This window comes from Streptomyces sp. NPDC096152 (assembly GCF_044763235.1).
In the GTDB taxonomy this organism is placed as follows: domain Bacteria; phylum Actinomycetota; class Actinomycetes; order Streptomycetales; family Streptomycetaceae; genus Streptomyces.
Map to the genome: position 1 here is coordinate 1,139,100 of NZ_JBIWFW010000001.1, position 22,024 is coordinate 1,161,123.

Genomic DNA, 22,024 nt, shown 5'->3' on the forward strand with positions numbered 1-22,024 from the left:
GCCGTTCCGCGAGATCGCGGGAACCCCGGAGGGGCCGCGGGACCGCGGGACCGCGACTACGGGTGGAACCGCAGCACCTGCGGGTCGTGGTCGCTGATCTGGTCGTGGAACTCCGAGTTGATGTGCACGCTGTCGTACTCGAAGTCGCAGCCGCGCCGGATCGACGGGCTGACCAGGATCTGGTCCAGGACCTGCTCGTTGCCCTGGTAGTCGTAGGTGTACCGCTCGCTCTTCGGCAGCGACTTGATCGCCGACCACAGCTCGCCGTCACCCTCGAGGATGCCGGCGGTGTCGGAGAACTCGAAGTCGTTCATGTCGCCGAGCGCGATGACGTCCGCGTTCCGCTGCACCTTCAGGATGTCCTTGACGAAGGCGTTCACCTCGGCGGCCTGCAGGTGCCGCTGGACCTCCGACTTGCGCACCGGCGGCTGGTACTGCGCGGCCAGCCCCTGGTCGCCGCCCTTGGAGGCGAAGTGGTTGGCGATCACGAAGACGGTGCGGCCACGGAAGACGAACTCGCCGGCCAGCGGCTTGCGGCTGTCCTCCCAGGCGTCGCTCGCCGGGTCGATCCGGCCCGGGGAGGCCGTCAGGGCCGCCCGTCCGTGCTCACCGGTGACGCCGACGGCGGTGGTGGAGTCGCCGCCCGGACGGTCGGTGAAGGACACCCGCTCGGGGTTGAACAGGAAGACCTGGCGGATGTTGCCGCCCGGCTGACCGCCGTCCTGGTCGTTGACCGGGTTGATCGAGCGCCAGTCGTACTTCGGGCCGCCCGCCGCGACGATCGCGTCGATCAGCTTGGTGACCGTCTGCGCGGCGTCGACCGTGCCGTCGTCGGTGGCGCCGTTGTCGTCCTGGATCTCCTCCAGGGACACGATGTCCGGCGACTGGAGGTTGTTCACGATCGCGGAGGCGTGGGCGGCGAAGGTGCCGTCGGACGGGTCGAGGTTCTCCACGTTGTACGTGGCCACCGCCAGCTCGCCGCGCGACTGCCTGCGGGTCGTCTCCCGCTCCAGGCCGCCCTGCTCGAGCGTGCCGAGGCTGCTCGCGACCAGGGTGTAGCCGCCGTACTGGTTGAAGTCCAGCGGGCCGGTGGTGGTGCCGGCGAGGGTGTCGCCGACGTTCGCGACGGGGAAGCCGGCGGTCGGGCCGAGGGACTGGATCTGGATCCGGCCGGTGTTCTGGGAGTCGTAGGAGCCGTACACCGTGCCGCCGCGGCGGTTGCGGTGCTCGTGCGGCTTCACCGTGACCCACAGCTCGCTGTACGGGTCGGTCGCGGTGACCACGCGGGCGTCGGCGACCTGGACGTTCATGCCCTCCAGGGACTCGTAGTAGTCCAGGGCGTACGTCGAGGGCCGCAGCGGCAGGCCGTTGATCGAGCCGTTCGCGGCGGGGTCCCCGGCCGGGGTGTACGCGTCCGGCACGGAGTCGGCGCCGACGACGACCGGGGCCGGAACCGCGTTGCCGCCGGAGACGACGGTGACGGTGGGCTTGGTTATCTCGGTGACCGACTGGTTGCCGGAGGAGGTGCCGCCGGGCACGTACTCCGAGACCGTGCCGGTGACCGTGACGGAGTCGCCGACGGCGACCTTCGGGGCGGAACCGGTGAAGACGAAGACGCCCTCGCTGGTGGCCGGGTCGTCGTCGGCGGCCGGGTCCTGCATCCAGAAGCCCTTGGACGAGCCGTAGGTGCGCACGCCGGTGACGATTCCGGCCACGTCGGTGACCTTCTGGCCGGCGTACGGCGAGGTCCGGGTGGTGCCCTGGATGTCGTGGATGCGCACGGAGTCGGCGTGCGCCGCCACGGGCAGGACGATCATTTGAACAGCGGCCGCCGCGGAACAGACGGCGGCGACGGTCAGCGCGCCGAGGCGCGCGGAAGACTTGCTCGGCAACGGAATCCCTCCGGGGAGTTTCGTGAGCGCCGGGACGTGGGTGGAGCGTGGGACCGCGGGCCGCGACCGGTGGGGCGGAGGCGGCGCGCGCAGAGATCAGTGAACAGATGTCCCCCGAATTTCTACGCGCGTCAATCTCCAGTGTGGTCACGGTAGTTGTCAAGGTTTCGGCCATGTATGACGGCTGTCGGGGAGATGAACCGGGCGGCATGGGTGGAAATCCGTCTAGGCTGAGCGGTTGAGCCGTAGGCCGTCCCCGCGGGTGGTCGTACGGTGTTCCGACGGTCGTACGGCCCTCAAGGCGCCCTAGGAGAACCAGCCGATGTCAGACAGGTCCCCGTTGCCGCCGGTGCGGCTGAGTTCCGAACCGGAGCTGGCCCGGGACGCGCTCGCCACTCCACTGCTGTCGCGGGCCGCGAAGCTCGCCCGCTGGGCCGGGCCGGCCACCCGCGTCGACGCCGGCGGCGGACTCGTGGACGAGCAGCTGCCCGCCGCGGCCGAGGCGCTCGGGCTGAGCGGGGACGACGCGGCGGCCTCGGCGAGCGAGGCGTGGCGGGTCGCCCTCGACACCGGCCTCGTCGAGATCACCGACGAGGAGGCGGGCACCGTCGCCGCCGGGGACGGCCTGGGCCTGCTCGCCGGTTCGCCGCACGACGTGCTCACCGTCTGGCGCGGGGCGCTGGAGACGGTGCTGGCCGACGCGAGCGTGCCGGACCTGGAGGACCTCGTCGACGCGATGGAGGGGGGCGGCACGGTCGACCTCTCGTCGCTGGACTGGGACCCCGAGGGCGAGGCGGAGTTCCTCGACGGGGTGCTCGGCAACCTGTACCTGCTGACGGTCGGCGAGGACGGGCCCGGCGAGGGCCCGGTGCCGCTTCCGGCGCTGGCCGCCTCCATGATCGTGCCCAGTGACATGGGTGAGCCCACGAACGACGTACTGGAGCAGGTGTCCGACGCCATGATGCGGCTGGACGACCAGTTCCGGCTGCTGGAGCCGGTCGGCCTGGTGGAGTACCGGCCGGTGGACGAGGAGCTCATGGCGGACGCCGAGGAGGAGCCGTCGGCGCCGGACGACGAGATGGACGTCGCCCGCTACGGCATGGTGCGGCTGACGCCCCTCGGGCGGTACGGACTGCGGTCCCGGCTCCTGGAGGCCGGGTTCGAGGCCCCGGCGGTCGGGGACCTCGCGGACAAGGGAGCCGACGCGCTGCTCGACGGCACGGCCCACTTCCCGCCCGCGGCCGCGCAGGCGGAGACCGAGCACTGGCTCGCGCGCCGCGAAGCCCTTGGCGCGGCACGGGAGTTGCTCGCGGCGGCGCGCGGTGGCGACGCCGGGGCGCCGCTGCGGCGGCTGCGCTGCCAGCAGGCCCTGTCCCTGGTGGGGGCGCAGGCCGAGCCGGCGCTGCGGGAGGTGCTCGGCGACGCGGAGCTGGGCGGGCTGGCGCGGGTCTGGCTGACCGAACAGGGCGCCGCCGACGTGCCGGCGCCGCCCGAGGAGATGGTGTTCTGGCTGACCGTCGACACGCTCGCCGCGCAGCTCGCGGCCGAGGGGAACTCGGCCGAGCTCCAGGCGTTGGTGGAGGGGCTGGCCCGGCAGCACAGCGGCTTCTTCGCGGCGGCCTGGCGGGTGAACCATCCCGCCACGGCGGACGTGCTGGAGGCGATGGGGCGGCTGCACCCGGACAAGAAGGTGGCCAAGGAGGCCCGCAAGGCCGCCTTCAAGGCGCGCTCCGCGCACGGGGGCTGAGGCCTCTCCGGCGAGAAGGCGCGGCGACGGCCCGGCGCAGGTGCGGCGTCGGCCCTGAGGGGACGCGACGTGGGCCCGGCGCGGGTGCAGCGCGGGCGCGGCGTCGGCCCGGCGGGGACGCGAGGCGGGTCCGGCGCGGGCGGGTGTGGGCCCGGCGGGGAGGTGGGTCCGGCGATGGCGCGTCGCAGGGTTGGCGGAGACGCGGCGCGGGCCCGGCGTGCGCGCGGCGCGGGCTCGCGCGGGCTCGGTGCAGGCGCGCGCCGGCACGGCGAGGACGCGAGGCAGGCCCGGCGTGGGCGGGGTGTGGGCCCGGCGAGGACGGGGGTCCGGCGATGGCGCGGGCGCAGGGCCGGCGAAGGCCCGGCGCGGGCCTGACGCAGGCGAGACGTCGGCCCGGCGGGGACGCGACGTGGGCCCGGCGCGGGCGCGGCGTCGGCACGGCGAGGACGCGAGGCGGGGCCGGCGCGGGCGGGTGTGGGCCCGGCGGGGAGGTGGGTCCGGCGATGGCGCGTCGCAGGGTTGGCGGAGACGCGGCGCGGGCCCGGCGTAGGCGCGGCGCAGGTCGGGCGCAGGCGCGCGTATCTCCGTGCGCCTGCGGTCCAGTTCCCGTCCCGACGGGTCCGGCTCCCGCGCCGGTGATCGTGTCGGCGCGGGACCCGGGCCAGGGTCCGGGCTTTTGCCTCTCGTGGGTTCTTGTATACGGATTCATGGAACGGAGCCCGGTGAAGTCGGGTGGCGTTCAACTCCTGTTCAGCGGCGGGCGGGACGGTTGCGCCGGGACGAGGCCGTCGCCCCTCCACGGCTCTGACACCGTCACAGGAGACACCATGTCGCTCACCCGCAGGGACTTCGCGAGGAACTCCGCCCTCACCGGCGCCGGAGTCGCCCTGGCCGGCAGCGTCGGCGCCCTCGCCACCGCGCCGAACGCCCTCGCCTCCGCCGAGACCGGCAGCGCCGGTGAGGAGACGGCGGCAGCGCACGGCGGCGTCGGCTACGGGCCGCTGCTCCCCGACCCGAAGGGCATCCTGGCCCTGCCCGCCGGCTTCTCGTACCGGATCATCACCCGGACCGGGGAGACCAGGCTGGAGTCCGGCGAGTCCACGCCCTCCAACCACGACGGCACCGCCACCTTCGAGGGCCCGCGCGGCGCGACCCTCCTGGTCAACAACCACGAGCTCAAGGGCCCGCGCGCGAACTGGAAGTACCCCGTGCCGCTGACCGAGGGCCTGGTCTACGACCCGGCCGCCTCCGGCGGCTGCACCGTCGTCGAGGTCCGCCGCGACCAGGTCGCCGAGTGGGTCGGCATCGCCGGCACCTCCACCAACTGCGCGGGCGGCAGCACGCCTTGGGGCACCTGGCTGACCTGCGAGGAGACCGAGGACAAGGCCGGCCAGAACGGCATGACCAAGGACCACGGGTACGTCTTCGAGGTCGACCCCCAGGACCGGCGCGCCAACCGCGACCCCCGGCCCGTCAAGGCCCTGGGACGGTACGCGCACGAGGCCGTGGTGGTGGACCCCAAGCGGGGCCACCTCTACCTCACCGAGGACGCCTCCGGCCCCAACGGCCTGCTCTACCGCTGGACCCCGCCGGAGGGCTTCCGGCACGGCCGCGGCATGCTGCGCACCCTCGCCGACGACGCGGGCCGCCTGCAGGCCTTCAAGTGCTTCGACTCCGGCGGCAAGTTCGTCGACGACCTCTCCCGCGCCACGAAGACCGGCACCGTGTACGGCGTCGACTGGGTCGACGTCCCCGACCGCGACGCGAAGACGGTCCCCACGCGCAAGCAGTTCACCGACGGCCAGATCACCCGCGCCCGCAAGCTGGAGGGCATGTGGTGGGGCGACGGCGGCGCCTACATCGTCTCCTCCTTCGCCCGTGCGGAGAGCCCGGTCCAGCACGACGGCCAGGTCTGGTTCTACGACCCCAAGCGCCGCACGCTCACCCTCAAGGTCCTCTTCGGCGTCAACCCGGACCCGGCCGAGGACGGCGCCTTCGACGGCCCGGACAACATCACCGTCTCCCCGTACGGCGGTCTCGTCATCGCCGAGGACGGCGAGGGCGTGCAGCACCTGTTCGGCGCCACCGACAGCGGCCGTACCTACCCGATCGCCCGCAACGACCTGAACATCGGCACCGAACAGGAGCCCGAGTACAGCGAGTTCACCGGCGTCACCTTCTCGCCCGACGGGCGCACCCTGTTCGCCAACATCCAGGAGCCGGGCATCATGGTCGCCGTCACGGGCCCCTGGAAGCGCCAGCAGCGCGGCTGAATTCCCCCCGAGAACCGATTCGCCCGCCCGGCCCGCGGCGTCCGGAGCGCGCCCGCCCGGTAAGGGGGCGGGCGCCCTCCGGTCGAGGGCGCCCGCCCCGGGGAGTCCCCCTACAGCGCCTGCGCCGCCGGCTTCACCATGTTGCGTACGGTGCGGGCCTTGACGAAGTCGCCCATGGCGGTCATCTCCCACTCGCCGGAGAACTGCCGGACGAGCTTGGCCATCATCACCCCGGTCTGCGCCTCGGCGTGGGTGAGGTCGAAGCGGACGAGCTCCTCGCCGGTGGCCGCGTCCATCAGACGGCAGTACGCCTTGGCGACCTCGGTGAACTTCTGCCCGGAGAAGGAGTTCACCGTGAAGACCAGGCCGGTCACCTCCTGCGGGATGCGCCCGAGGTCGACCACGATCACCTCGTCGTCGCCCGCGCCCTCACCGGTGAGGTTGTCGCCGGAGTGCTTGACCGCGCCGTTCAGGATGGTCAGCTTGCCGAAGTAGCAGCTGTCGAGGTGGTTGCGCTGCGGGCCGTAGGCGATGACGGAGGCGTCCAGGTCGATGTCCGCGCCGCGGAACGCGGGCTCCCAGCCGAGGCCCATCTTGACCTGGGACAGCAGCGGGCGACCGCCCTTGACCAGGGACACCGTCTGGTTCTTCTGCAGGCTGACCCGGCCCTTGTCGAGGTTGACCTTCCCGGCGCCGGGAGCGGGGGCGGCGGCGGGCGGTGCGGCCGGTGCCGGGGGAGCGGTGACCGGCGCGGCCGGCTGCGGCGGCGCGGTGGGCGGCGCCGGCGCCTGGACGGCGGGGGCGGGCGGCGCGGCCGGTTCCTCCACCGTGACGCCGAAGTCGGTCGCGATGCCCGCGAGCCCGTCGGCGTACCCCTGGCCGACGGCGCGGGCCTTCCACTGGCCGCCCCGCAGATAGATCTCCACGACCACCAGGGCGGTCTCGGTGCCGAGCCGCGGGGGCGTGAAGGTGGCCAGGACGGCGCCGCCGTCCGCGTCGCGCAGGGTGGCCGTCGGCTCGATGCCCTGGAAGGTCTGGCCCGCCGCGTCCGGGCTGGCGGTGACGACGATCTTCTCGATGCCCGGCGGGACGGCGGTGGTGTCCACGGTGATCGCGTCGGGCGCCGTGCCGCCGCCCGAGCGGTAGGTCACACCGGGTCCGGTGGGCTGGTTGTAGAAGATGAAGTCGTCGTCGGAGCGCACCTTGCCGTCGGCGGTGAGCAGCAGGCCCGATACGTCGAGCCGCACCGGGGCGGCGACGTCCACCGTCACGCGGGCGGCGGAGAGAGGGATGTTCGAGCCGGGGGTCATAGCTGTCATGCCGGGAGAACGAACAAACCCCCTTTACCGTTCCCTTACCCTGCGCGCGTCCGGCGCGGCTCGCCACGCCCCCCCCGGCCCGCGTCCCCCGCCTCGCCTACGGCACGACCACGATCTTCCGGCCCACCCCCGCCGCGAACTGCTCCAGCGCCTGCGGGTACCGCTCCAGCGGAACGCGGTCGCTGATGAAGACCTCCGGGTCCAGCACCCCGTTCGCGAACAGCTCGGCCGCCCGCTCGAAGCTGTGCAGCACCGCCATCGACCCGGTGATCGTGATCTCGTGGTTGTAGATCCGGTACGGGTCGATCGTCACCCGGGTCGCGTAGTCGGCCACGCCGAACTGGAGGAACGTGCCCGCCTTGGCGACCCGGTCCAGTCCGTCCTGGATCGCCGCCGCGTTGCCGGTCGCGTCCACCACCACGTCCCAGCCCCGCGGCCGGTCCAGCTCGTCCGCGTTCGCCGCGGACGCCGAGAGGCCGAGCCGGCGCGCCGTCTCCAGCCGCGCCGGGTTCACGTCGACGACGTCCACGCTCGCCGCGCCCGTCCGCTTGGCCAGCTCCAGCATCATCAGCCCCATGGTCCCGGAGCCGTAGATCAGGACGTGCGCGCCGAGGCGCGCGCGGAGCACGTCGTAGCCGCGCACCGCGCACGACAGCGGTTCCACCAGCGCCGCGTCCTGGGTGCGGACGTGCTCGGGCAGCCGCACGCAGTTCGCCACGGGGGCCACCGCGTACTGGGCGGCGCCGCCCGCGGTGGTCACACCGATCGCGGCCCAGCGCTCGCACAGGTTGTTGTGGCCGGTGCGGCAGTACCGGCACTCGTGGCAGTACAGCGAGGGATCCACCGCCACCCGGTCGCCGACCGACACCTCCGTGACCCGCCTGCCGACGCCGACCACCTCGCCGGCGAACTCGTGACCGGGCACGATCGGCAGCTCGGGCGCGAACTCGCCCTGCAGGATGTGCAGGTCCGTGCCGCACAGTCCGCAGGCCGCCACCTCCACGACCACCTCGCGGGGCCCCGGCGCCGGGTCCGGGACCTCGGTCACGACGGCGCGGCCCACGGACTCGATGACGGCGGCCTTCATTTCACGGCTCCCAACGACAGGCCCTGGACCAGTTTGTCCTGGGCGGCGAACCCCGCGGCGAGCACCGGCAGGGAGATGACCAGCGACGCGGCGCACACCTTGGCCAGGAACAGGCCCTGGCTGGTGATGAAGCCGGTCAGGAAGACGGGTGCGGTCTCGGCGACCACGCCGGTGAGCACCCGGGCGAAGAGCAGTTCGTTCCAGCTGAAGATGAAGCAGATCAGGGCGGTCGCGGCGATGCCCGGCAGGGCGATGGGCGCGACCACCCGGGCCAGGACGGTCGGCAGACGCGCTCCGTCCACCCGCGCGGCCTCGATCACCGCCACCGGCACCTCGGCGAGGAAGGACTGCATCATCCACACCGCGATCGGCAGGTTCATCGCGGTGTAGAGCACGACCAGCAGCCAGATGTTGTCCAGCATCCCGGCGTTCCGGGCGAAGAGGTAGATCGGCAGCAGGCCCGCCACGGCCGGCAGCATCTTGGTGGACAGGAAGAAGAACAGCACGTCGGTCCACTTGCGCACCGGCCGGATCGACAGCGCGTACGCCGCCGGGAGGGCGAGCAGCAGGACGCAGCCGGTGGACACCACGGACGCCACCGTGGAGTTGACGAGTGCGGGCCACGGGCTCGCCCCGCCGCCGGTGCCGAAGAACTCCCGGTAGCCGTCCAGGGTCAGCGCGGCCGCGAAGGACGGCGGGTCGGCAGCCGCGTCGGTCTCCGAGTGGAAGGACGTCAGGGCCATCCAGGCGATGGGCAGGAAGAAGACGACGCCGGCCAGCCAGGCCGCCAGGCCGAGGACCGGGCCACGGCGGCTCCGGGGGCGCGGGGCGAGGGTACTCATGCGCGGGACACCTCCTCGCGGAACAGGGACGACACCACGCGCAGGGCGAAGGTCGCGATGACGATCGAGCCGATGACCACCAGGACGCCCGCGGCGGACGCGAGGCCGTTCTCGTGGGCCTGGTAGAAGCTCTGGTAGACGGTGTAGGGCAGGTTGGCGGTGCCCAGGCCGCCGGAGGTGAGGGTGAAGACGGCGTCGAAGTTCTGCACGATGTAGATCGAGCCGAGCAGGGCACCGAGTTCGAGGTAGCGGCGCAGGTGCGGCAGTGTCAGATGGCGGAAGATCTGCCAGTCGCTCGCGCCGTCCACCCGCGCGGCCTCGATCTGCTGCTGGTCCCGGCTCTGCAGCCCGGCCAGCAGGATCAGCATCATGAACGGTGTCCACTGCCACACCAGCGAGGCCTCGACGGCGAGCAGCGGGGTGGTCGAGATCCAGTCGGGCTGCGGCCCGCCGACGTAGTGCAACAGGCCGTTGAACAGGCCGTATTCGGGGTTGTAGAGCACGTGCTTCCACAGCAGTGCCGCGGCCACCGGCACCACCAGGAACGGCGCGACGAGCAGGGTGCGGACCGCCCCGCGGCCGGGGAACCTCCGGTCCAGGAGCAGGGCGAGCAGCAGCCCCAGCACCAGGCTCGCCAGCACCACCGCCACCGTCAGCAGCACGGTCGTCCACACCGAGTGGCGCAGACCGGGGTCGGTGAGCACCTGACGGTAGTTGCCGACGCCGGTGAAGTGGCGGGCCTTGGGATAGAGGGCGTTCCAGTCGAAGAAGGAGATCACCAGCGTGGCCACGAAGGGGAGTTGGGTCACGGCGATCATGAAAACGAGCGCGGGCAGCAGCGGGGCCCGGGTGGCCCAGGCGCGCAGCCGTGGCGAGGGCGGGCGCGGCGCGCGGGCGGCAGCGGCGGAAACCGGTGCGGTGGTCGTGGCCGTCATCGTCCCTCGTACTCCTCGGAGATCTTCGCGGCGAGCTTCTGGGACTTCCTCAGGGCCGCCTCGACGGACTGGCGTCCGGCGACGGCCGCGCTGATCTCCTGGGAGACCTTGGTGCCGAGATCGGTGAACTCGGGGATGCCGACGAACTGGATGCCGGGCGCGGGCCGCGGCTGCACGCCCGGGTCGCCGGGCCGCGCGCTCTCGATGGCGTCCTTCGTCCGCTCCTGGAAGGCGGCGGCCTCCTTGCGGTAGGCGGGGTTCGCGTACGTCGACGCGCGCTTGCCGGCCGGGACGTCGGACCAGCCGGCATGGTCGCCGACGAGCTGCTCGTAGCCCTTGCCGGAGGCCCAGGAGACGAACTTCCAGGCCTTGCCGGGGTTGCGGGACGCCTTCTGGATGCCCCAGGCCCAGGTGTAGAGCCAGCCCGAGGACGACGTCCGCTCGACCGGTGCGGGGGCGTAGCCGATCCTGCCCTCGACGGGGGAGCCCGCCGCCTCCAGGGAGCCGGCCGCCGAGGTGGCGTCGTACCACATGGCGACCTTGCCCTGGGTCATGTTGTTGAGGCACTCGGCGAACCCGGACTGGGCGGCGCCGGACTCGCCGTGCGCCCGCACCAGGCCGACGTAGAACTTCGTCGCCTTCTCGAACTCGGGGGAGTCCAGGCGCGCCTTCCAGTCCTTGTCGAACCAGGTGCCGCCGAAGGTGTTCACCACGGTCGTCAGCGGGGCCGCCAGCTCGCCCCAGCCGGGCAGTCCGCGCAGGCAGATGCCCCGCATCCCGGGCCGGGCGCCGTCCGCCTTCGCGGCGAGGTCGGCCACCTGGCGCCAGGTGGGGCGGGCGGGCATCCGCAGGCCCTTCGCCGCGAACACGTCCTTGCGGTACATGAGGAACGACGACTCGCCGTAGAACGGCTCGCCGTAGAGCCTGCCGTCGCCGGCGGTGAGCGACTCGCGCATCGGCTTCAGGATGTCCCGCTGGTCGAAGGCCGGGTCCCGGGCCACGTACGGGTCCAGCTCGTGCAGCCAGCCGTTGCGGGCGTAGATCGGTATCTCGTAGTTGGACAGGGTGGCGACGTCGTACTGGCCGGCCTGGTTGGCGAAGTCCTGGCTGATCTTGTCGCGGACGTCGTTCTCCGGCAGCACGGTGAAGTTCACCCTGATGCCGGTCTCCTTGGTGAAGTGCGCGGCGGTGAGCTTCTGCAGCTCCAGCATCTGCGGGTTGTTGACCATCAGGACGTTGATCGAGTCGCCGCCGGACCCGGCCCCGCCCGCTCCGACCCAGCAGCCGGAGAGCAGCGGGGCGAGCAGCGTCCCTGCGGCGGCCAGGGCGAGCGTCGCTCGCGGCCGCCGTCGGCTCTGGGTTCGCATGGATCACTCCTGGACGAATAGGTGGATAAGGGGTGCTCCTCGGCGCGGAAAACCCCTGCGTGGCAGGTGAGTTCGAGAAATCAGACCCGGATGACCTGCGGGCCCAGCAGGGCGTGGCGATGGGCCTCGGCCGCCGGGAGCAGGGTGCTCGTCACGATCGCCTCCAGCGCGCCGACCTCCGCGAACCGGCAGAAGCTGACCGCGCCGAACTTGGTGTGCACCCCCGCGAAGACGGTTCGCCGCGCCGCGCGCATCGCCTGTGCCTTGACCTCGCTGACGGCGGGGTCGGGCGTGGTCAGGCCGTGCTCGCGGGAGATGCCGTTGGCGCCGATGTAGGCGAGGTCGAGGACGAAGCCGGCGAGCATCTTCGTCGTCCAGTGGTCGACGGTCGCCAGCGTGCCCGCGCGGACCCGGCCGCCGAGCAGCAGCACCGAGACGTTCTCGGTCTCGGCGAGGGCCGCCGCGACGGGCAGGGACGCGGTGACCACGGTCAGCGGCCGGTCCGTCGGCAGCGCCTCGGCGATGAGCCGCGGGGTGAAGCCCTCGTCGACGAAGACGGTCTCCGCGTCACCGAGCAGCTCGGCCGCCGCGGCGGCGATCCGGCGCTTCTCGGGGACGTGGCTGGTGGCGCGGAAGGCGAGCGTCGTCTCGAAGCCGGCGCTCTCCACCGGGTAGGCGCCGCCGTGGGTGCGGCGGACCAGTCCGTGGTCCTCCAGGGCGCGCAGGTCGCGCCGTACGGTCTCCTTGGCCACGCCCAGCGCGGCGGCGAGCGCGGTGACGTCGACCGCGCCGGTGGCGCGGGCCACCCGCACGATCTCCCGCTGACGCTCCTCCGCCGTCCTCGCGCTCACGGCCGACACCCGCTCTCCCTGCTGCGCTGCCCGTTCGGGCCCGGTGGGGCCCTCGGGGGAAAGTTCTACAGCGGGTGTGCGGCACGGACCAGGCCTGTTGCGGAACCGATGCTGCCCGTATGTGCCCGATCGCGGGGCGGCGCGCCCGTCCCGGACCTGCGCGGCGGTGTGCCCGCGGGTGGGATCGGGCCGGGGCGGTGCCCGAACGCGGCGGCGGGCGGGCCCGTTCGGTGCCCGCCCGCCGCCGCGAACGACAGTTTCACGCCGCGCCCGGCCGCCCCGCGAGCCGCCCTCCGCCTCGTCGCGAGCCGCCCCGGGCCTCGTGCGCGCTTGCCCCCGCGCCACCCCCCGGCGCCGCCCCGGGCCTCCAGTGCGCCGCCCCGGGCTTCCCGTGCGCCGCCCCGCGCCGTCAGTACGGCCAGATCGGCGGGTCGGTCACGAATTCGCCGCCGAGGCGGGCGTGTGCCGGGTTCCCGGAGTCCAGCTCGCCCTGCTCGGCGATCAGCTTCCCGGCGTACGGTTCGGAGTCGTCCCGGGGCTCGTAGCCCAGCGCCCGCGCGGTCGACAGGTCCCACCACAGGCGGGTGTTGGCGGAGGAGCCGTAGACGACGGTGTGGCCGACGTGCTCGGCGGTCAGGGCCGCGTGGAAGAGGCGGGCGCAGTCGCCGGGGCTCAGCCAGATCGAGAGCATCCGCACGTCGGTCGGCTCCGCGATGCAGGAGCCGATCCGCACCGAGACCGTCTCCAGGCCGTGCTTGTCCCAGTAGAGCTGGGCGAGATCCTCGCCGAAGGACTTCGACAGGCCGTAGAAGGTGTCCGGGCGGTGCGGGGTGCCCACCGGGATCAGCGGGTCGTCGTCCCCCGGGCGCGGGGTGCAGCCCACCGCGTGGTTGGAGGAGGCGAACACGATGCGTCGGACGCCCTCCTCGCGGGCCGCCTCGTACAGGTTGTAGGTGCCCTCGACGTTGACCCTGAGGATCTTCCCGAACGGGGCTTCCACGGGGATGCCCGCCAGATGGATGATCGCGTCCACGCCCCGGACCGCCTCGCGCAGGGCGTCCCGGTCGGCGAGGTCCGCGGTGATCGCGTCCGGCTCCTCCTCGATCGGCCGGACGTCGAGCAGGCGCAGCGCGTGGCCGTGGTCCGGAAGCAAGTCCCGCATCAAAGTGCCGATCCCGCCGGCGGCTCCGGTGAGCAGAACGGTGCGGGGAGCGGGCATCCTCGGTCTCCTTGCGTCATCGGCGGCCTTTGAACCGTATGCATGGACGAGATTCATCTGCGTGGACACGCTGTGAGCGGGGCCCCGCACCGCGTCAAGTGTCGCGCGCAGTCGTGAGATCCGCTGCCCCTTTACGCAGCGCCGCCGCCGTCACCAGCAGCGTCAGACCCGTCAGAAGCAACAGCGTCCCGCGGCCGACGTGTTCGACCAGCGCGGCCCCCACCGCCAGCCCGGCCACGGTCGGCGCCAGGACGATCGTGCGGGCCGTGGCGGCCACACGGCCCAGCAGCTCGCCGGGCGTCTCCCGCTGCACGGCGGTGAAGGCGGCGATCAGCGCGCAGGGCAGACCCGCGCCGATCGCCGCGCTGCCCGCCAGGGCCACCGCGTCGTACGGGACCGCCCGCGCGGCCACCCCGGCACCGGTGAGGGCGATGCCGTACACCGCGAACCCCGCCTCGCCCAGACGGCGCAGCGCGGCCCCGGAGACGAGCCCGACCGCGACCGACCCGGCCCCCTGCACGGCGTACAGCACACCGGCGTATCCCGCGGGCCGGCCGAGGCCGTCCACGACGGCCTGGAGCAGCGCGCCGTTCAGGCCGGCGCAGAACATGGTGGCGCCCCCGGCCAGGACGAGCCGCCGCAGCCGCGGGGCGGCCCACAGCCGGCGGGCGCCCTCGGCGGTCCGCTCGCGCCAGGAACGCGCGGGTCCGCCCGATGGCTCCTCGTGGACGCGCAGCAGCGCGTACAGGCCCGCGGCGAGCACGAACGTGGCCGCGTCCACCAGGGCGACGGCCGGACCGCCGTACGCCGCGTACAGGCCCGCGCCGACCAGGGGGGCCAGCAGTTTCATGCCCTCGGTGGCGGTCGTCCGCAGCCCGTTGAAGTCGCCGAGCAGCGCGGGGCCCACCGCGGCGCCGACCAGTGCCGACTCCGCCGCGTCGTGCACGGTGCCGGCGGCGCCGTAGCCGAACAGGACGGCGAGGAGCAGCCAGGTGCGGCCCGGGGAGCCGGCGGCGCACAGCAGGAGCAGGAGCGCCGCCGGCAGCAGGTTCACGGCGATCAGCAGGGGCCTGCGGCGGGTGCGGTCGGCGAGCGTGCCGAGCGGCGGGCCGGCCAGGGTGGGGGCCCACAGGGCGAGCGGGCACAGCGCGGCGAGCGCGTTGGAGCCGGTGAGGTCCTTGACCCACACGGCCGACGCCAGCGAGAGCGCCGACGTGCCGAAGCCGGAGACCACCACCGCCGCCAGGCACAGCCCCGCCTCGCGATCGCGCAGCACCCGCACCAGGGACCGGGAATACGTCGTCATACCCGACGACCGTGGTGCTGAGTCCCGCCCGGGCGGATCGGTCGGACGCCCTATTTCCGCGCACCGCCGCCGCGCCGGCCGGCCGTCTCCGATCGGCAATGCGCCGGAGGTGTGCCCCCGCGGCCCCGTCACCGATGAGTTCCGCGGCGGCCGCGGGTCTACTTCAGGAAGGCAGTCACCCGAGAGGCAAGGAGCAGCCCATGACCGACACCGTCCTCGACCTCGGACCGCAGACACGGGTCGTGGCCCGACTGGCGGAGGGGGTGCGTGAGGAGCAGCTCGCCGCCGTGACGCCGTGCCCGGACTACGCGGTGCGCCATCTGCTGGGGCATCTGCTCGGACTGGCGGTGGCCTTACGGGACGCGGCCCGCAAGGACCTGGGCGGGACGACGGACACCAGGCCGGACGCCGCCGTGCCGGACATCGGGCCCGGCTGGCGCGAGGAACTGCCCGAGGTGCTCGACGCGCTCGCCGAGGCGTGGCGCGACCCGGCCGCCTGGACCGGTGCGACCCGCGCGGGCGGCATCGGCCTCCCCGGCGCGGTCGCCGGTGCCGTCGCCGCCGACGAACTGGTGGTCCACGGCTGGGACCTGGCCCGCGCCACCGGCCAGGAGTACGTGCCCGACCCGGCCGCGGTGGAGGCGTCGTACGGATTCCTGCGTGCCGCGGCCGACGGCCTGGACCGTGGCGACGGCCCGTTCGGTCCCGTCGTGGCCGTCCCCGAGGACGCCCCGCTGCTGGACCGGACCGTGGGGCTCAGCGGGCGGGACCCTGGCTGGAAGCCGTGAACCGGGTGCCGGACCCCGGCGCGGGCCGACCGCACCCGTCCGGCCGGCCCGACGGGTGCGGTCGGCCGGGGGTGTGAACGCCCGGTCCTGGGCAGGGGCACGGCAGTTGAACGCCGGACGGATTTGCGTATCGATCGGATAAAGGTCCTCGCATTGGGTTTGTGATGCGCGTAGACAGTGCGTGAGCTGGTGCATCACTCACCATCCAGATCCGGAGATTCCATGCGGAAGTCCCTCAGAGCGGCGGCGATCGCCGCCAGTTGTGCCATAGCCGGTGCCGCCCTCTACGGCGCCGGTGCGGCCACGGCCGGTCAGTCGACGGCCAACTCCACCCACGAGCCCTACAACATAGGGCTCCTGGTCAAGGACATCGACACCTACTACGGCACGGCGGCCGACAGCAACGGCGTTTACCAGGCGTCCCCGGACAGCCCGTACGCCCAGGACCTCGCGCACATCGACGCCGACGCCAGGAGCTACATCGACAAGGCCGCCCGCAAGGCCCACCACCGGGGCGAGAAGCCGGCCGTCGTGTTCGACATCGACGACACGCTGCTCCTCAGCCTCGACTACGAGAAGCGGTACAACTACACGTACAACCCCACCACGTGGGCCGACTACGTGAACAGGGCCGACCGCCCGGCGGTGTTCGGCAGCCCCGAGCTCGTGCAGTACGCCGAGAAGAAGGGCGTCGAGGTCTTCTACAACTCGGGCCTGAGCGAGGCGCAGCGCTCCGCCGCGGTGGAGAACCTGAAGAAGATCGGCGCCGACGTGAACCTCGACGCCGACCACATGTTCCTCAAGGACAAGGCCAACCCGCCCGCCTACCTGAGCGGTTGCGCCACGCCGGGCACCTGGACCTGCACCACCGTCCAGTACAAGTCCGGCACCCGCAAGCACATCGAGGACCTCGGTTACGAGATCGTCGCCAACTTCGGCGACCAGTACTCGGACCTCGACGGCGGGTACGCCGACCGGACGTACAAGCTGCCCAACCCGACGTACTTCGTCAGCTAGCCGGCCGGTTCCCACCGAGTCCGCCGACTCCGCCATCGCCCCCGCCGGTCGTCACCGGCGGGGGCGATCGCGCGCGCGGACCCGCGGGCCCCGGGAGCCCGGCGGGGTGTGCCGGATTCCGTAACACACGGAGAACCCGAAAACAGGTTTGGCGGGTGCACAATCCAGCCATCATCCGCACACCTACCGTTCAGGCACCGAGGAGCACCAGCCATGTCCGAAACACAGAAGGTGACCGACCGGCCAAGTGCCGCGCCCCCCGCGGCAGGCGGTCTCGACCGGTATTTCAGAATCTCCGAACGGGGGTCCAGTTTCGGCCGGGAGATACGCGGCGGCCTCGCCACGTTCTTCACCATGGCCTACATCCTCGTCCTGAACCCGATCATCCTGGGCAGCGCCAAGGACAAGTTCGGCCACCAACTGGACACCGGCCAACTCGTCACCGCCACCGCGCTGGTGGCCTGCGTGATGACCGTCATCATGGGCGTCGGCGGCAATCTGCCGCTCGCCATCGCCGCCGGCCTCGGCCTGAACGCGGTCGTCGCCTTCCAGCTCGCCCCGCTGATGAGCTGGGCCGACGCGATGGGCCTCGTCGTCATCGAGGGCGTCGTCATCTGCGTCCTGGTGCTCACCGGACTGCGCGAGGCGATCATGAACGCCATCCCGCAACAGCTCAAGCAGGCCATCGGCGTCGGCATCGGCCTGTTCATCGCGTTCATCGGCTTCGTCGACGCCGGGTTCGTCAGCCGCATCCCCGACGCCGCGAACACCACCGTCCCGGTGCAGCTCGGCGCCGTCGGCCGGCTCACCGGCTGGCCCGTGCTGGTCTTCTGCCTCGGCGTGCTGCTGACCATCGCGCTGGTCGCCCGCAGGGTCAAGGGCGCCATCCTGATCAGCATCGTGACGATGACGGTGGTGGCGATCGTCATCAACGCCCTCGCGGACGTCAAGAGCTGGGGCCTGACCACCCCGAAGGTGCCCGACACGATCGTCGCCAGCCCCGACTTCGGGCTCGTCGGTCACTTCAGCCTGTTCGGCGCCTTCGGCGAGACCGGCGCGCTCACCGTCGTCCTGCTGGTCTTCACCCTGATCCTCTCGGACTTCTTCGACGCGATGGGCACCATCGTCGGCATCAGCGCGGAGGCGGGCCTGCTAGACGAGCAGGGGCAGGTGCCGGGCATCGGCCGTGTGCTGTTCATCGACGGCGCGGCCGCGATCGCCGGCGGTGTCGGCTCCGCCTCCTCGAACACCGCTTACATCGAGTCCGCGGCCGGCGTCGGCGAGGGCGCCCGCACCGGCCTCGCCAACCTGGTCACCGGCGGTCTGTTCGGCCTCGCGCTCTTCCTCGCCCCGCTGCTGACCATCGTCCCGCTCCAGGCCGCCGCACCCGCCCTGATCGCGGTCGGCTTCCTGATGATGACCCACGTCAAGCACATCGAGTGGGACCGCTACGAGATCGCCATCCCGGCGTTCCTCACCATCGCCGCCATGCCGTTCACGTACTCCATCACCGACGGCATCGGCGCCGGCTTCCTGTCCTACGTCGTCATCAAGACCGTCCTCGGCAAGGCCAAGGAGGTCAACTGGCTGCTGTGGGGCGTCTCGGCGCTGTTCCTGCTGTACTTCGCGATCGACCCGGTGGAGCAGTTGCTGGGCGTGAAGTGAGCTGTGGGGGCCGCCCCTTCGAGCCGTGGGGGCGGCCCCCTTCGAGCCGTGGGGGGCGGCCCCTTCGGACCGCCCTCCACACGCACCTACTTCAGGACCAGCACGACCTCGTCGATCTCCTCGCCGCGGGCCTGGGCGAACCCCCTGGCCCGCGCGGTCCGGCGGAACCCGCACTTCTCCAGGACCCGCAGCGAGCCGGCGTTGTCCGCGGCCGCCCGTGCGTACAGCGGGCGTTCGGGGACCTGTGCCAGCAGGGCGCGCAGCGCGGCCGTGGCGATGCCCCGGCCCCAGTACGCGCGGTCCACCCAGTAGGTGACCTCGCGCTCGCCCGGCTCGCCGTACACCGCCGTACTGCCGACCACGTCCCCGTCGGCCAGGATCGTGCGCGGCACGTCGGCGGAGGCGCGGATCTTCCTCCAGTGGGCGTCGAAGGCGTCCCGGTCGGCCGGGTCCTTCGGGCCGAAGGCGGCCATCCGGGCGGACTCCGGGTCGTTCATCTGCCGGAAGAACACGGCCAGGTCGCTGTCGTGGACCTCGCGGAGCACGATCTGCATCTCTCAGAGCCTCCGGGTGGCGAGCGTCAGGCGGTCACGGGCGTCGAAGAGGGCATCCTTCACCATCTGCTCGTGCGCGGGGGTCAGACGCGCCACCGGGACCGAGCAGCTGATCGCGTCCCGGGCCGGGGTGCGGTAGGGGACCGCCACGCCGAAGCAGCGCAGCCCGAGCGTGTTCTCCTCGCGGTCGACGGCGAAGCCCTGCTCGCGGATCCGGTGCAGCTCCTCGATGAGCTTCTCGCGGTCCGTGATCGTGTTCTCGGTCAGCGCGGCCAGCGTCTCCGGCAGCATCTCGCGGACCTGCTCGTCGGTGTACGTGCTCAGCAGCGCCTTGCCCAGGGAGGTGGAGTGCGCGGGCAGCCGCCGTCCGACCCGGGTGAAGGGGCGCAGGTAGTGCTGCGACTGGCGGGTGGCGAGGTAGACGACGTTGGTGCCGTCCAGGCGGGCCAGGTGGATCGTCTCGGTGGTGTCGTCCGACAGCCGGTCCAGCGTCGGACGGGCCGCCGCGACCACCTCGTCCCCGTCGATGTAGGAGGTGCCGACCAGCAGCGCCCGGACGCCGATGCCGTAGCGCGTGCCCGTCGCGTCGGTCTCCACCCAGCCCAGTTCGACCAGGGTGCGAAGGAGCATGTAGAGGCTGGACTTGGGATAGCCGACGGCCTCCTGGACCGCCGCCAGGGAGTGCATTCCGGGCCGGCCGGCGAAGTACTCGAGCAGTTCCACGGTCCGCACCGCGGACTTGACCTGCGCCCCGCCGCCTGTCTCGGCTGCCGACATCGCCCTTGACCCCTTCGTTCGACGGGAAATAGTCTCCGAGGCGTATTCATCATCAGAGACGGCGTTCAGTATATCGAACGCCCCTGGTGGGTGACCCGAATACCGCCGACGCGGCCGGAAGTTGCGGCCGAGTGCCGCGGCACGACTTGTGGAGGGACTCGCGGTGGCAGCAGCCCCAGTCTGGAGTGTCGACCCCCGTACCGGGAAGCAGCGTGAACAGGTTGCGGTGGAGGCCACGGCCCAGGAGGTGGACGCCGCCGTCCGTGTCGCGCACGAGGCGCGTGCCGCGCTCGCCGACCGGGCCGTCCGCTCGGCGTTCCTGCGCACCGCCGCGGACCGTCTCGAGGCCGCGAAGGACCGCCTCGTCGAGGCCGCCGACGCCGAGACCGCGCTCGGACCGGTCCGGCTCACCGGTGAACTCGCCCGGACCTGCCACCAGTTGCGCTCCTTCGCGGACATCGTCGAGGAGGGCGCCTTCCTCGACGTGATCATCGACCACCCCGACGACACCGCGACCCCGCCGGTCCCGGACCTGCGCCGCTACAAGGTGCCGCTGGGCGTCGTCGCCGTCTACTCGGCTTCCAACTTCCCCTTCGCCTTCTCGGTCGCCGGCGGCGACACCGCGAGCGCGCTCGCCGCCGGCTGCCCGGTCGTCGTCAAGGCGCACCCCGACCACCCGGCGCTGTCCGAGCTGGTCGCCCGGGTGCTGCGGGACGCGGCGGCACGGCACGGCGTCCCGGCGGGCGTCCTCGGTCTCGTGCACGGCTTCGAGGCGGGCCTCGAGCTGATCCGGCATCCGCTGGTCGCCGCCGCGGGCTTCACCGGGTCGGTCCGGGGCGGGCGGGCGCTCTTCGACGCGGCCGCCGCACGCCCGGTGCCGATCCCGTTCCACGGTGAACTGGGGTCGCTGAACCCGGTCCTGGTCACCGAGGCCGCCGCCGCCGAGCGGGCGGAGGCCATCGGCGCCGGGCTGGCCGGGTCGATGACACTGGGCGTCGGGCAGTTCTGCGTGAAGCCGGGGCTCGTGCTGGCCCCGTCGGGCGCGGCGGGCGACCGGCTGCTGAAGTCCCTGACGGACGCCGTCAGCGACACCGAGGCCGGGGTCCTGCTCGACCACCGGATGCGCGACAACTTCCTCGCCGGGATCGCCGAGCGGGCCGGGCTGCCCGAGGTGGAGTCGCCGGTTACCCCCGGCGCGGGCGGGGAGCACTCGGTCAGCGCGGGCTTCCTGACGGTCCCGGCGAGCAGGCTGGCCGCCGAGGGCGCCCACGACCTGCTCCTGGAGGAGTGCTTCGGACCGGTGACCGTCCTCGCCCGGTACGAGGACGAGAGCGAGGCGGCGGCCGTGCTGTCCCGGCTGCCCGGCAACCTCACCGCGACGGTGCAGCTTTCGGCCGAGGAGGCGGCGGGCGAAGGGCGGGGTCCCGCACTGCTCGCCGAGCTGACGCCGCTCGCCGGACGCGTGGTGGTGAACGGCTGGCCGACGGGCGTCGCCGTCGCCCCGGCCCAGCACCACGGCGGCCCGTACCCGGCGACGACGTCCACCTCCACCTCCGTGGGCGGCACGGCCGTCGAGCGCTGGCTGCGTCCCGTCGCCTACCAGGACGCCCCCGAGGCGCTGCTGCCGGCGGAGCTGCGGGACGACAACCCGCTGGGTCTGCCGCGCCGGTTCAACGGCCGCCGCGAGCACTGAACACCCCGGGGCCGCGGGGCGCGGGGGAGGCTGGGAAACTCTGCGCATGGACGTAGAACTGCCCGTACTTCCCTTCCCCCTGCGCACCTACGGCCCCGACGGCCACTGGTCCTTCGAGGACGGGATCCTCAGCGGGTGGGCCGGGCCCCGGCAGGACCGGTTCGTGCCGCCCACCGGAGACGCGCTGGACCCCGCCGCCGACGCGCCCCGGCTGCTCGGGGCGCCGGAGGGCGACTTCCAGCTGATCGCCCGGGTCACCGTCGGCTTCAACGCGTCCTTCGACGCCGGTGTCCTCTACGTCCACGTGGGCGAGCGGGCCTGGGCCAAGCTGTGCCTGGAGTACTCCCCGGACGTGCCCGCCGTCTGCACCGTGGTCACCCGGGGGCACTCCGACGACGCCAACGCCTTCACGGTCGAGGGCAGTTCGGTCTGGCTGCGGGTGAGCCGCACCGGCCGCGCCTTCGCCTTCCACGCCTCCCGCGACGGCGCGCGCTGGACCTTCGTCCGCCTGTTCACCCTGGGCGGGGAGGAGGAGTCGGGCGCGGCCCTGGTCGGCTTCATGACCCAGTCGCCGCTGGGGGAGGGCTGCGTGGTCACCTACGACCACATCGAGTTCCGCCCGGCCTGGCCCTCCGACCTGCGGGACGGCAGCTGAGCCCTCCCGGCACGGCAGGACACGGCAGGGCGCCCGG

18 protein-coding genes are annotated in these 22,024 nt (G+C 72.8%); 7 read left to right on the forward strand and 11 right to left on the reverse strand.

Going from position 1 to position 22,024, the window contains the following annotated elements:
* Positions 1–56: 56 nt before the first annotated feature.
* Positions 57–1,892, reverse strand: a complete 1,836-nt coding sequence (locus ACIQ9G_RS04985; RefSeq protein WP_403606387.1) for an endonuclease/exonuclease/phosphatase family protein — start codon at positions 1,890–1,892, stop codon at positions 57–59.
* Positions 1,893–2,214: 322 nt separating this feature from the next.
* Between ACIQ9G_RS04985 and ACIQ9G_RS04990 the strand changes: the two genes are divergently transcribed.
* Together ACIQ9G_RS04990 and ACIQ9G_RS04995 are read left to right on the forward strand one after the other, a co-directional pair.
* Positions 2,215–3,639, forward strand: a complete 1,425-nt coding sequence (locus tag ACIQ9G_RS04990; RefSeq protein ID WP_403606390.1) for a hypothetical protein — start codon at positions 2,215–2,217, stop codon at positions 3,637–3,639.
* An 827-nt stretch (positions 3,640–4,466) separates the two neighbouring features.
* Complete coding sequence (locus ACIQ9G_RS04995) at positions 4,467–5,912, forward strand: alkaline phosphatase PhoX (RefSeq protein ID WP_403606393.1); 1,446 nt, start codon at positions 4,467–4,469, stop codon at positions 5,910–5,912.
* Between the two features lie 110 nt (positions 5,913–6,022).
* Here the strand turns inward: ACIQ9G_RS04995 and ACIQ9G_RS05000 are convergent, their stop codons facing one another.
* From ACIQ9G_RS05000 to ACIQ9G_RS05035, 8 genes are all read right to left on the reverse strand, one after another.
* Positions 6,023–7,222: a TerD family protein gene (locus ACIQ9G_RS05000; protein WP_403606787.1), complete on the reverse strand. Its 1,200-nt coding sequence runs from the start codon at positions 7,220–7,222 to the stop codon at positions 6,023–6,025.
* Positions 7,223–7,328: 106 nt separating this feature from the next.
* Positions 7,329–8,318, reverse strand: coding sequence for a zinc-dependent alcohol dehydrogenase family protein (locus ACIQ9G_RS05005; RefSeq protein ID WP_403606396.1), 990 nt, complete (start codon positions 8,316–8,318; stop codon positions 7,329–7,331).
* Positions 8,315–9,160 (reverse strand): carbohydrate ABC transporter permease, encoded by an 846-nt coding sequence (locus ACIQ9G_RS05010; protein ID WP_403606399.1) that lies wholly within the window; start codon positions 9,158–9,160, stop codon positions 8,315–8,317. The genes ACIQ9G_RS05005 and ACIQ9G_RS05010 overlap by 4 nt, the downstream gene beginning before the upstream one ends.
* Complete coding sequence (locus ACIQ9G_RS05015) at positions 9,157–10,095, reverse strand: carbohydrate ABC transporter permease (RefSeq protein WP_403606402.1); 939 nt, start codon at positions 10,093–10,095, stop codon at positions 9,157–9,159. Before ACIQ9G_RS05015 ends, ACIQ9G_RS05010 begins: the two co-directional genes overlap by 4 nt.
* Positions 10,092–11,462, reverse strand: a complete 1,371-nt coding sequence (locus ACIQ9G_RS05020) for an ABC transporter substrate-binding protein (protein WP_403606405.1) — start codon at positions 11,460–11,462, stop codon at positions 10,092–10,094. The genes ACIQ9G_RS05015 and ACIQ9G_RS05020 overlap by 4 nt, the downstream gene beginning before the upstream one ends.
* An 80-nt stretch (positions 11,463–11,542) precedes the next feature.
* A complete protein-coding gene (locus ACIQ9G_RS05025; protein WP_403606408.1) occupies positions 11,543–12,313 on the reverse strand; it encodes a DeoR/GlpR family DNA-binding transcription regulator in 771 nt (256 codons plus the stop codon).
* 409 nt (positions 12,314–12,722) lie between these two features.
* The gene (locus ACIQ9G_RS05030; RefSeq protein WP_403606411.1) at positions 12,723–13,532 is read right to left on the reverse strand and encodes an NAD-dependent epimerase/dehydratase family protein; all 810 of its coding nucleotides are present in this window, start codon (positions 13,530–13,532) and stop codon (positions 12,723–12,725) included.
* A gap of 94 nt (positions 13,533–13,626) precedes the next feature.
* Positions 13,627–14,838, reverse strand: a complete 1,212-nt coding sequence (locus tag ACIQ9G_RS05035; protein WP_403606414.1) for an MFS transporter — start codon at positions 14,836–14,838, stop codon at positions 13,627–13,629.
* A 200-nt stretch (positions 14,839–15,038) separates the two neighbouring features.
* Between ACIQ9G_RS05035 and ACIQ9G_RS05040 the strand changes: the two genes are divergently transcribed.
* The 3 genes from ACIQ9G_RS05040 to ACIQ9G_RS05050 all read left to right on the forward strand — a co-directional run bounded on the left by ACIQ9G_RS05040 (position 15,039) and on the right by ACIQ9G_RS05050 (position 18,308).
* Complete coding sequence (locus ACIQ9G_RS05040) at positions 15,039–15,626, forward strand: TIGR03086 family metal-binding protein (protein ID WP_403606417.1); 588 nt, start codon at positions 15,039–15,041, stop codon at positions 15,624–15,626.
* A 222-nt stretch (positions 15,627–15,848) separates the two neighbouring features.
* The gene (locus ACIQ9G_RS05045; RefSeq protein ID WP_403606420.1) at positions 15,849–16,643 is read left to right on the forward strand and encodes an HAD family acid phosphatase; all 795 of its coding nucleotides are present in this window, start codon (positions 15,849–15,851) and stop codon (positions 16,641–16,643) included.
* A gap of 213 nt (positions 16,644–16,856) precedes the next feature.
* A complete protein-coding gene (locus tag ACIQ9G_RS05050) occupies positions 16,857–18,308 on the forward strand; it encodes an NCS2 family permease (protein ID WP_403606423.1) in 1,452 nt (483 codons plus the stop codon).
* An 86-nt stretch (positions 18,309–18,394) separates the two neighbouring features.
* On the opposite strand, the gene ACIQ9G_RS05055 is transcribed toward ACIQ9G_RS05050, so the two are convergent.
* The gene (locus ACIQ9G_RS05055) at positions 18,395–18,862 is read right to left on the reverse strand and encodes a GNAT family N-acetyltransferase (protein WP_403606426.1); all 468 of its coding nucleotides are present in this window, start codon (positions 18,860–18,862) and stop codon (positions 18,395–18,397) included.
* Positions 18,863–18,865: 3 nt separating this feature from the next.
* Entirely contained in the window at positions 18,866–19,639 is a 774-nt protein-coding gene (locus ACIQ9G_RS05060) for an IclR family transcriptional regulator (RefSeq protein WP_403606429.1), read from the reverse strand.
* A 163-nt stretch (positions 19,640–19,802) separates the two neighbouring features.
* Between ACIQ9G_RS05060 and ACIQ9G_RS05065 the strand changes: the two genes are divergently transcribed.
* Positions 19,803–21,332: an aldehyde dehydrogenase (NADP(+)) gene (locus ACIQ9G_RS05065; RefSeq protein WP_403606432.1), complete on the forward strand. Its 1,530-nt coding sequence runs from the start codon at positions 19,803–19,805 to the stop codon at positions 21,330–21,332.
* A gap of 46 nt (positions 21,333–21,378) precedes the next feature.
* Complete coding sequence (locus ACIQ9G_RS05070) at positions 21,379–21,987, forward strand: DUF1349 domain-containing protein (protein ID WP_403606435.1); 609 nt, start codon at positions 21,379–21,381, stop codon at positions 21,985–21,987.
* Positions 21,988–22,024: the final 37 nt, after the last annotated feature.

What these genes read in the sequence shown, in the direction of transcription:
- ACIQ9G_RS05035 (WP_403606414.1), bottom strand. Translation starts at nt 14,838, where the DNA reads ATGACGACGTATTCCCGGTCCCTGGTGCGGGTGCTGCGCGATCGCGAG.
- ACIQ9G_RS05045 (WP_403606420.1), top strand. Translation starts at nt 15,849, where the DNA reads ATGCGGAAGTCCCTCAGAGCGGCGGCGATCGCCGCCAGTTGTGCCATA.
- ACIQ9G_RS04990 (WP_403606390.1), top strand. Translation starts at nt 2,215, where the DNA reads ATGTCAGACAGGTCCCCGTTGCCGCCGGTGCGGCTGAGTTCCGAACCG.
- ACIQ9G_RS05070 (WP_403606435.1), top strand. Translation starts at nt 21,379, where the DNA reads ATGGACGTAGAACTGCCCGTACTTCCCTTCCCCCTGCGCACCTACGGC.
- ACIQ9G_RS05060 (WP_403606429.1), bottom strand. Translation starts at nt 19,639, where the DNA reads ATGTCGGCAGCCGAGACAGGCGGCGGGGCGCAGGTCAAGTCCGCGGTG.
- ACIQ9G_RS05010 (WP_403606399.1), bottom strand. Translation starts at nt 9,160, where the DNA reads ATGAGTACCCTCGCCCCGCGCCCCCGGAGCCGCCGTGGCCCGGTCCTC.
- ACIQ9G_RS05040 (WP_403606417.1), top strand. Translation starts at nt 15,039, where the DNA reads ATGACCGACACCGTCCTCGACCTCGGACCGCAGACACGGGTCGTGGCC.
- ACIQ9G_RS05030 (WP_403606411.1), bottom strand. Translation starts at nt 13,532, where the DNA reads ATGCCCGCTCCCCGCACCGTTCTGCTCACCGGAGCCGCCGGCGGGATC.
- ACIQ9G_RS05000 (WP_403606787.1), bottom strand. Translation starts at nt 7,222, where the DNA reads ATGACCCCCGGCTCGAACATCCCTCTCTCCGCCGCCCGCGTGACGGTG.
- ACIQ9G_RS05020 (WP_403606405.1), bottom strand. Translation starts at nt 11,462, where the DNA reads ATGCGAACCCAGAGCCGACGGCGGCCGCGAGCGACGCTCGCCCTGGCC.
- ACIQ9G_RS05050 (WP_403606423.1), top strand. Translation starts at nt 16,857, where the DNA reads ATGTCCGAAACACAGAAGGTGACCGACCGGCCAAGTGCCGCGCCCCCC.
- ACIQ9G_RS05055 (WP_403606426.1), bottom strand. Translation starts at nt 18,862, where the DNA reads ATGCAGATCGTGCTCCGCGAGGTCCACGACAGCGACCTGGCCGTGTTC.
- ACIQ9G_RS05005 (WP_403606396.1), bottom strand. Translation starts at nt 8,318, where the DNA reads ATGAAGGCCGCCGTCATCGAGTCCGTGGGCCGCGCCGTCGTGACCGAG.
- ACIQ9G_RS04995 (WP_403606393.1), top strand. Translation starts at nt 4,467, where the DNA reads ATGTCGCTCACCCGCAGGGACTTCGCGAGGAACTCCGCCCTCACCGGC.
- ACIQ9G_RS05015 (WP_403606402.1), bottom strand. Translation starts at nt 10,095, where the DNA reads ATGACGGCCACGACCACCGCACCGGTTTCCGCCGCTGCCGCCCGCGCG.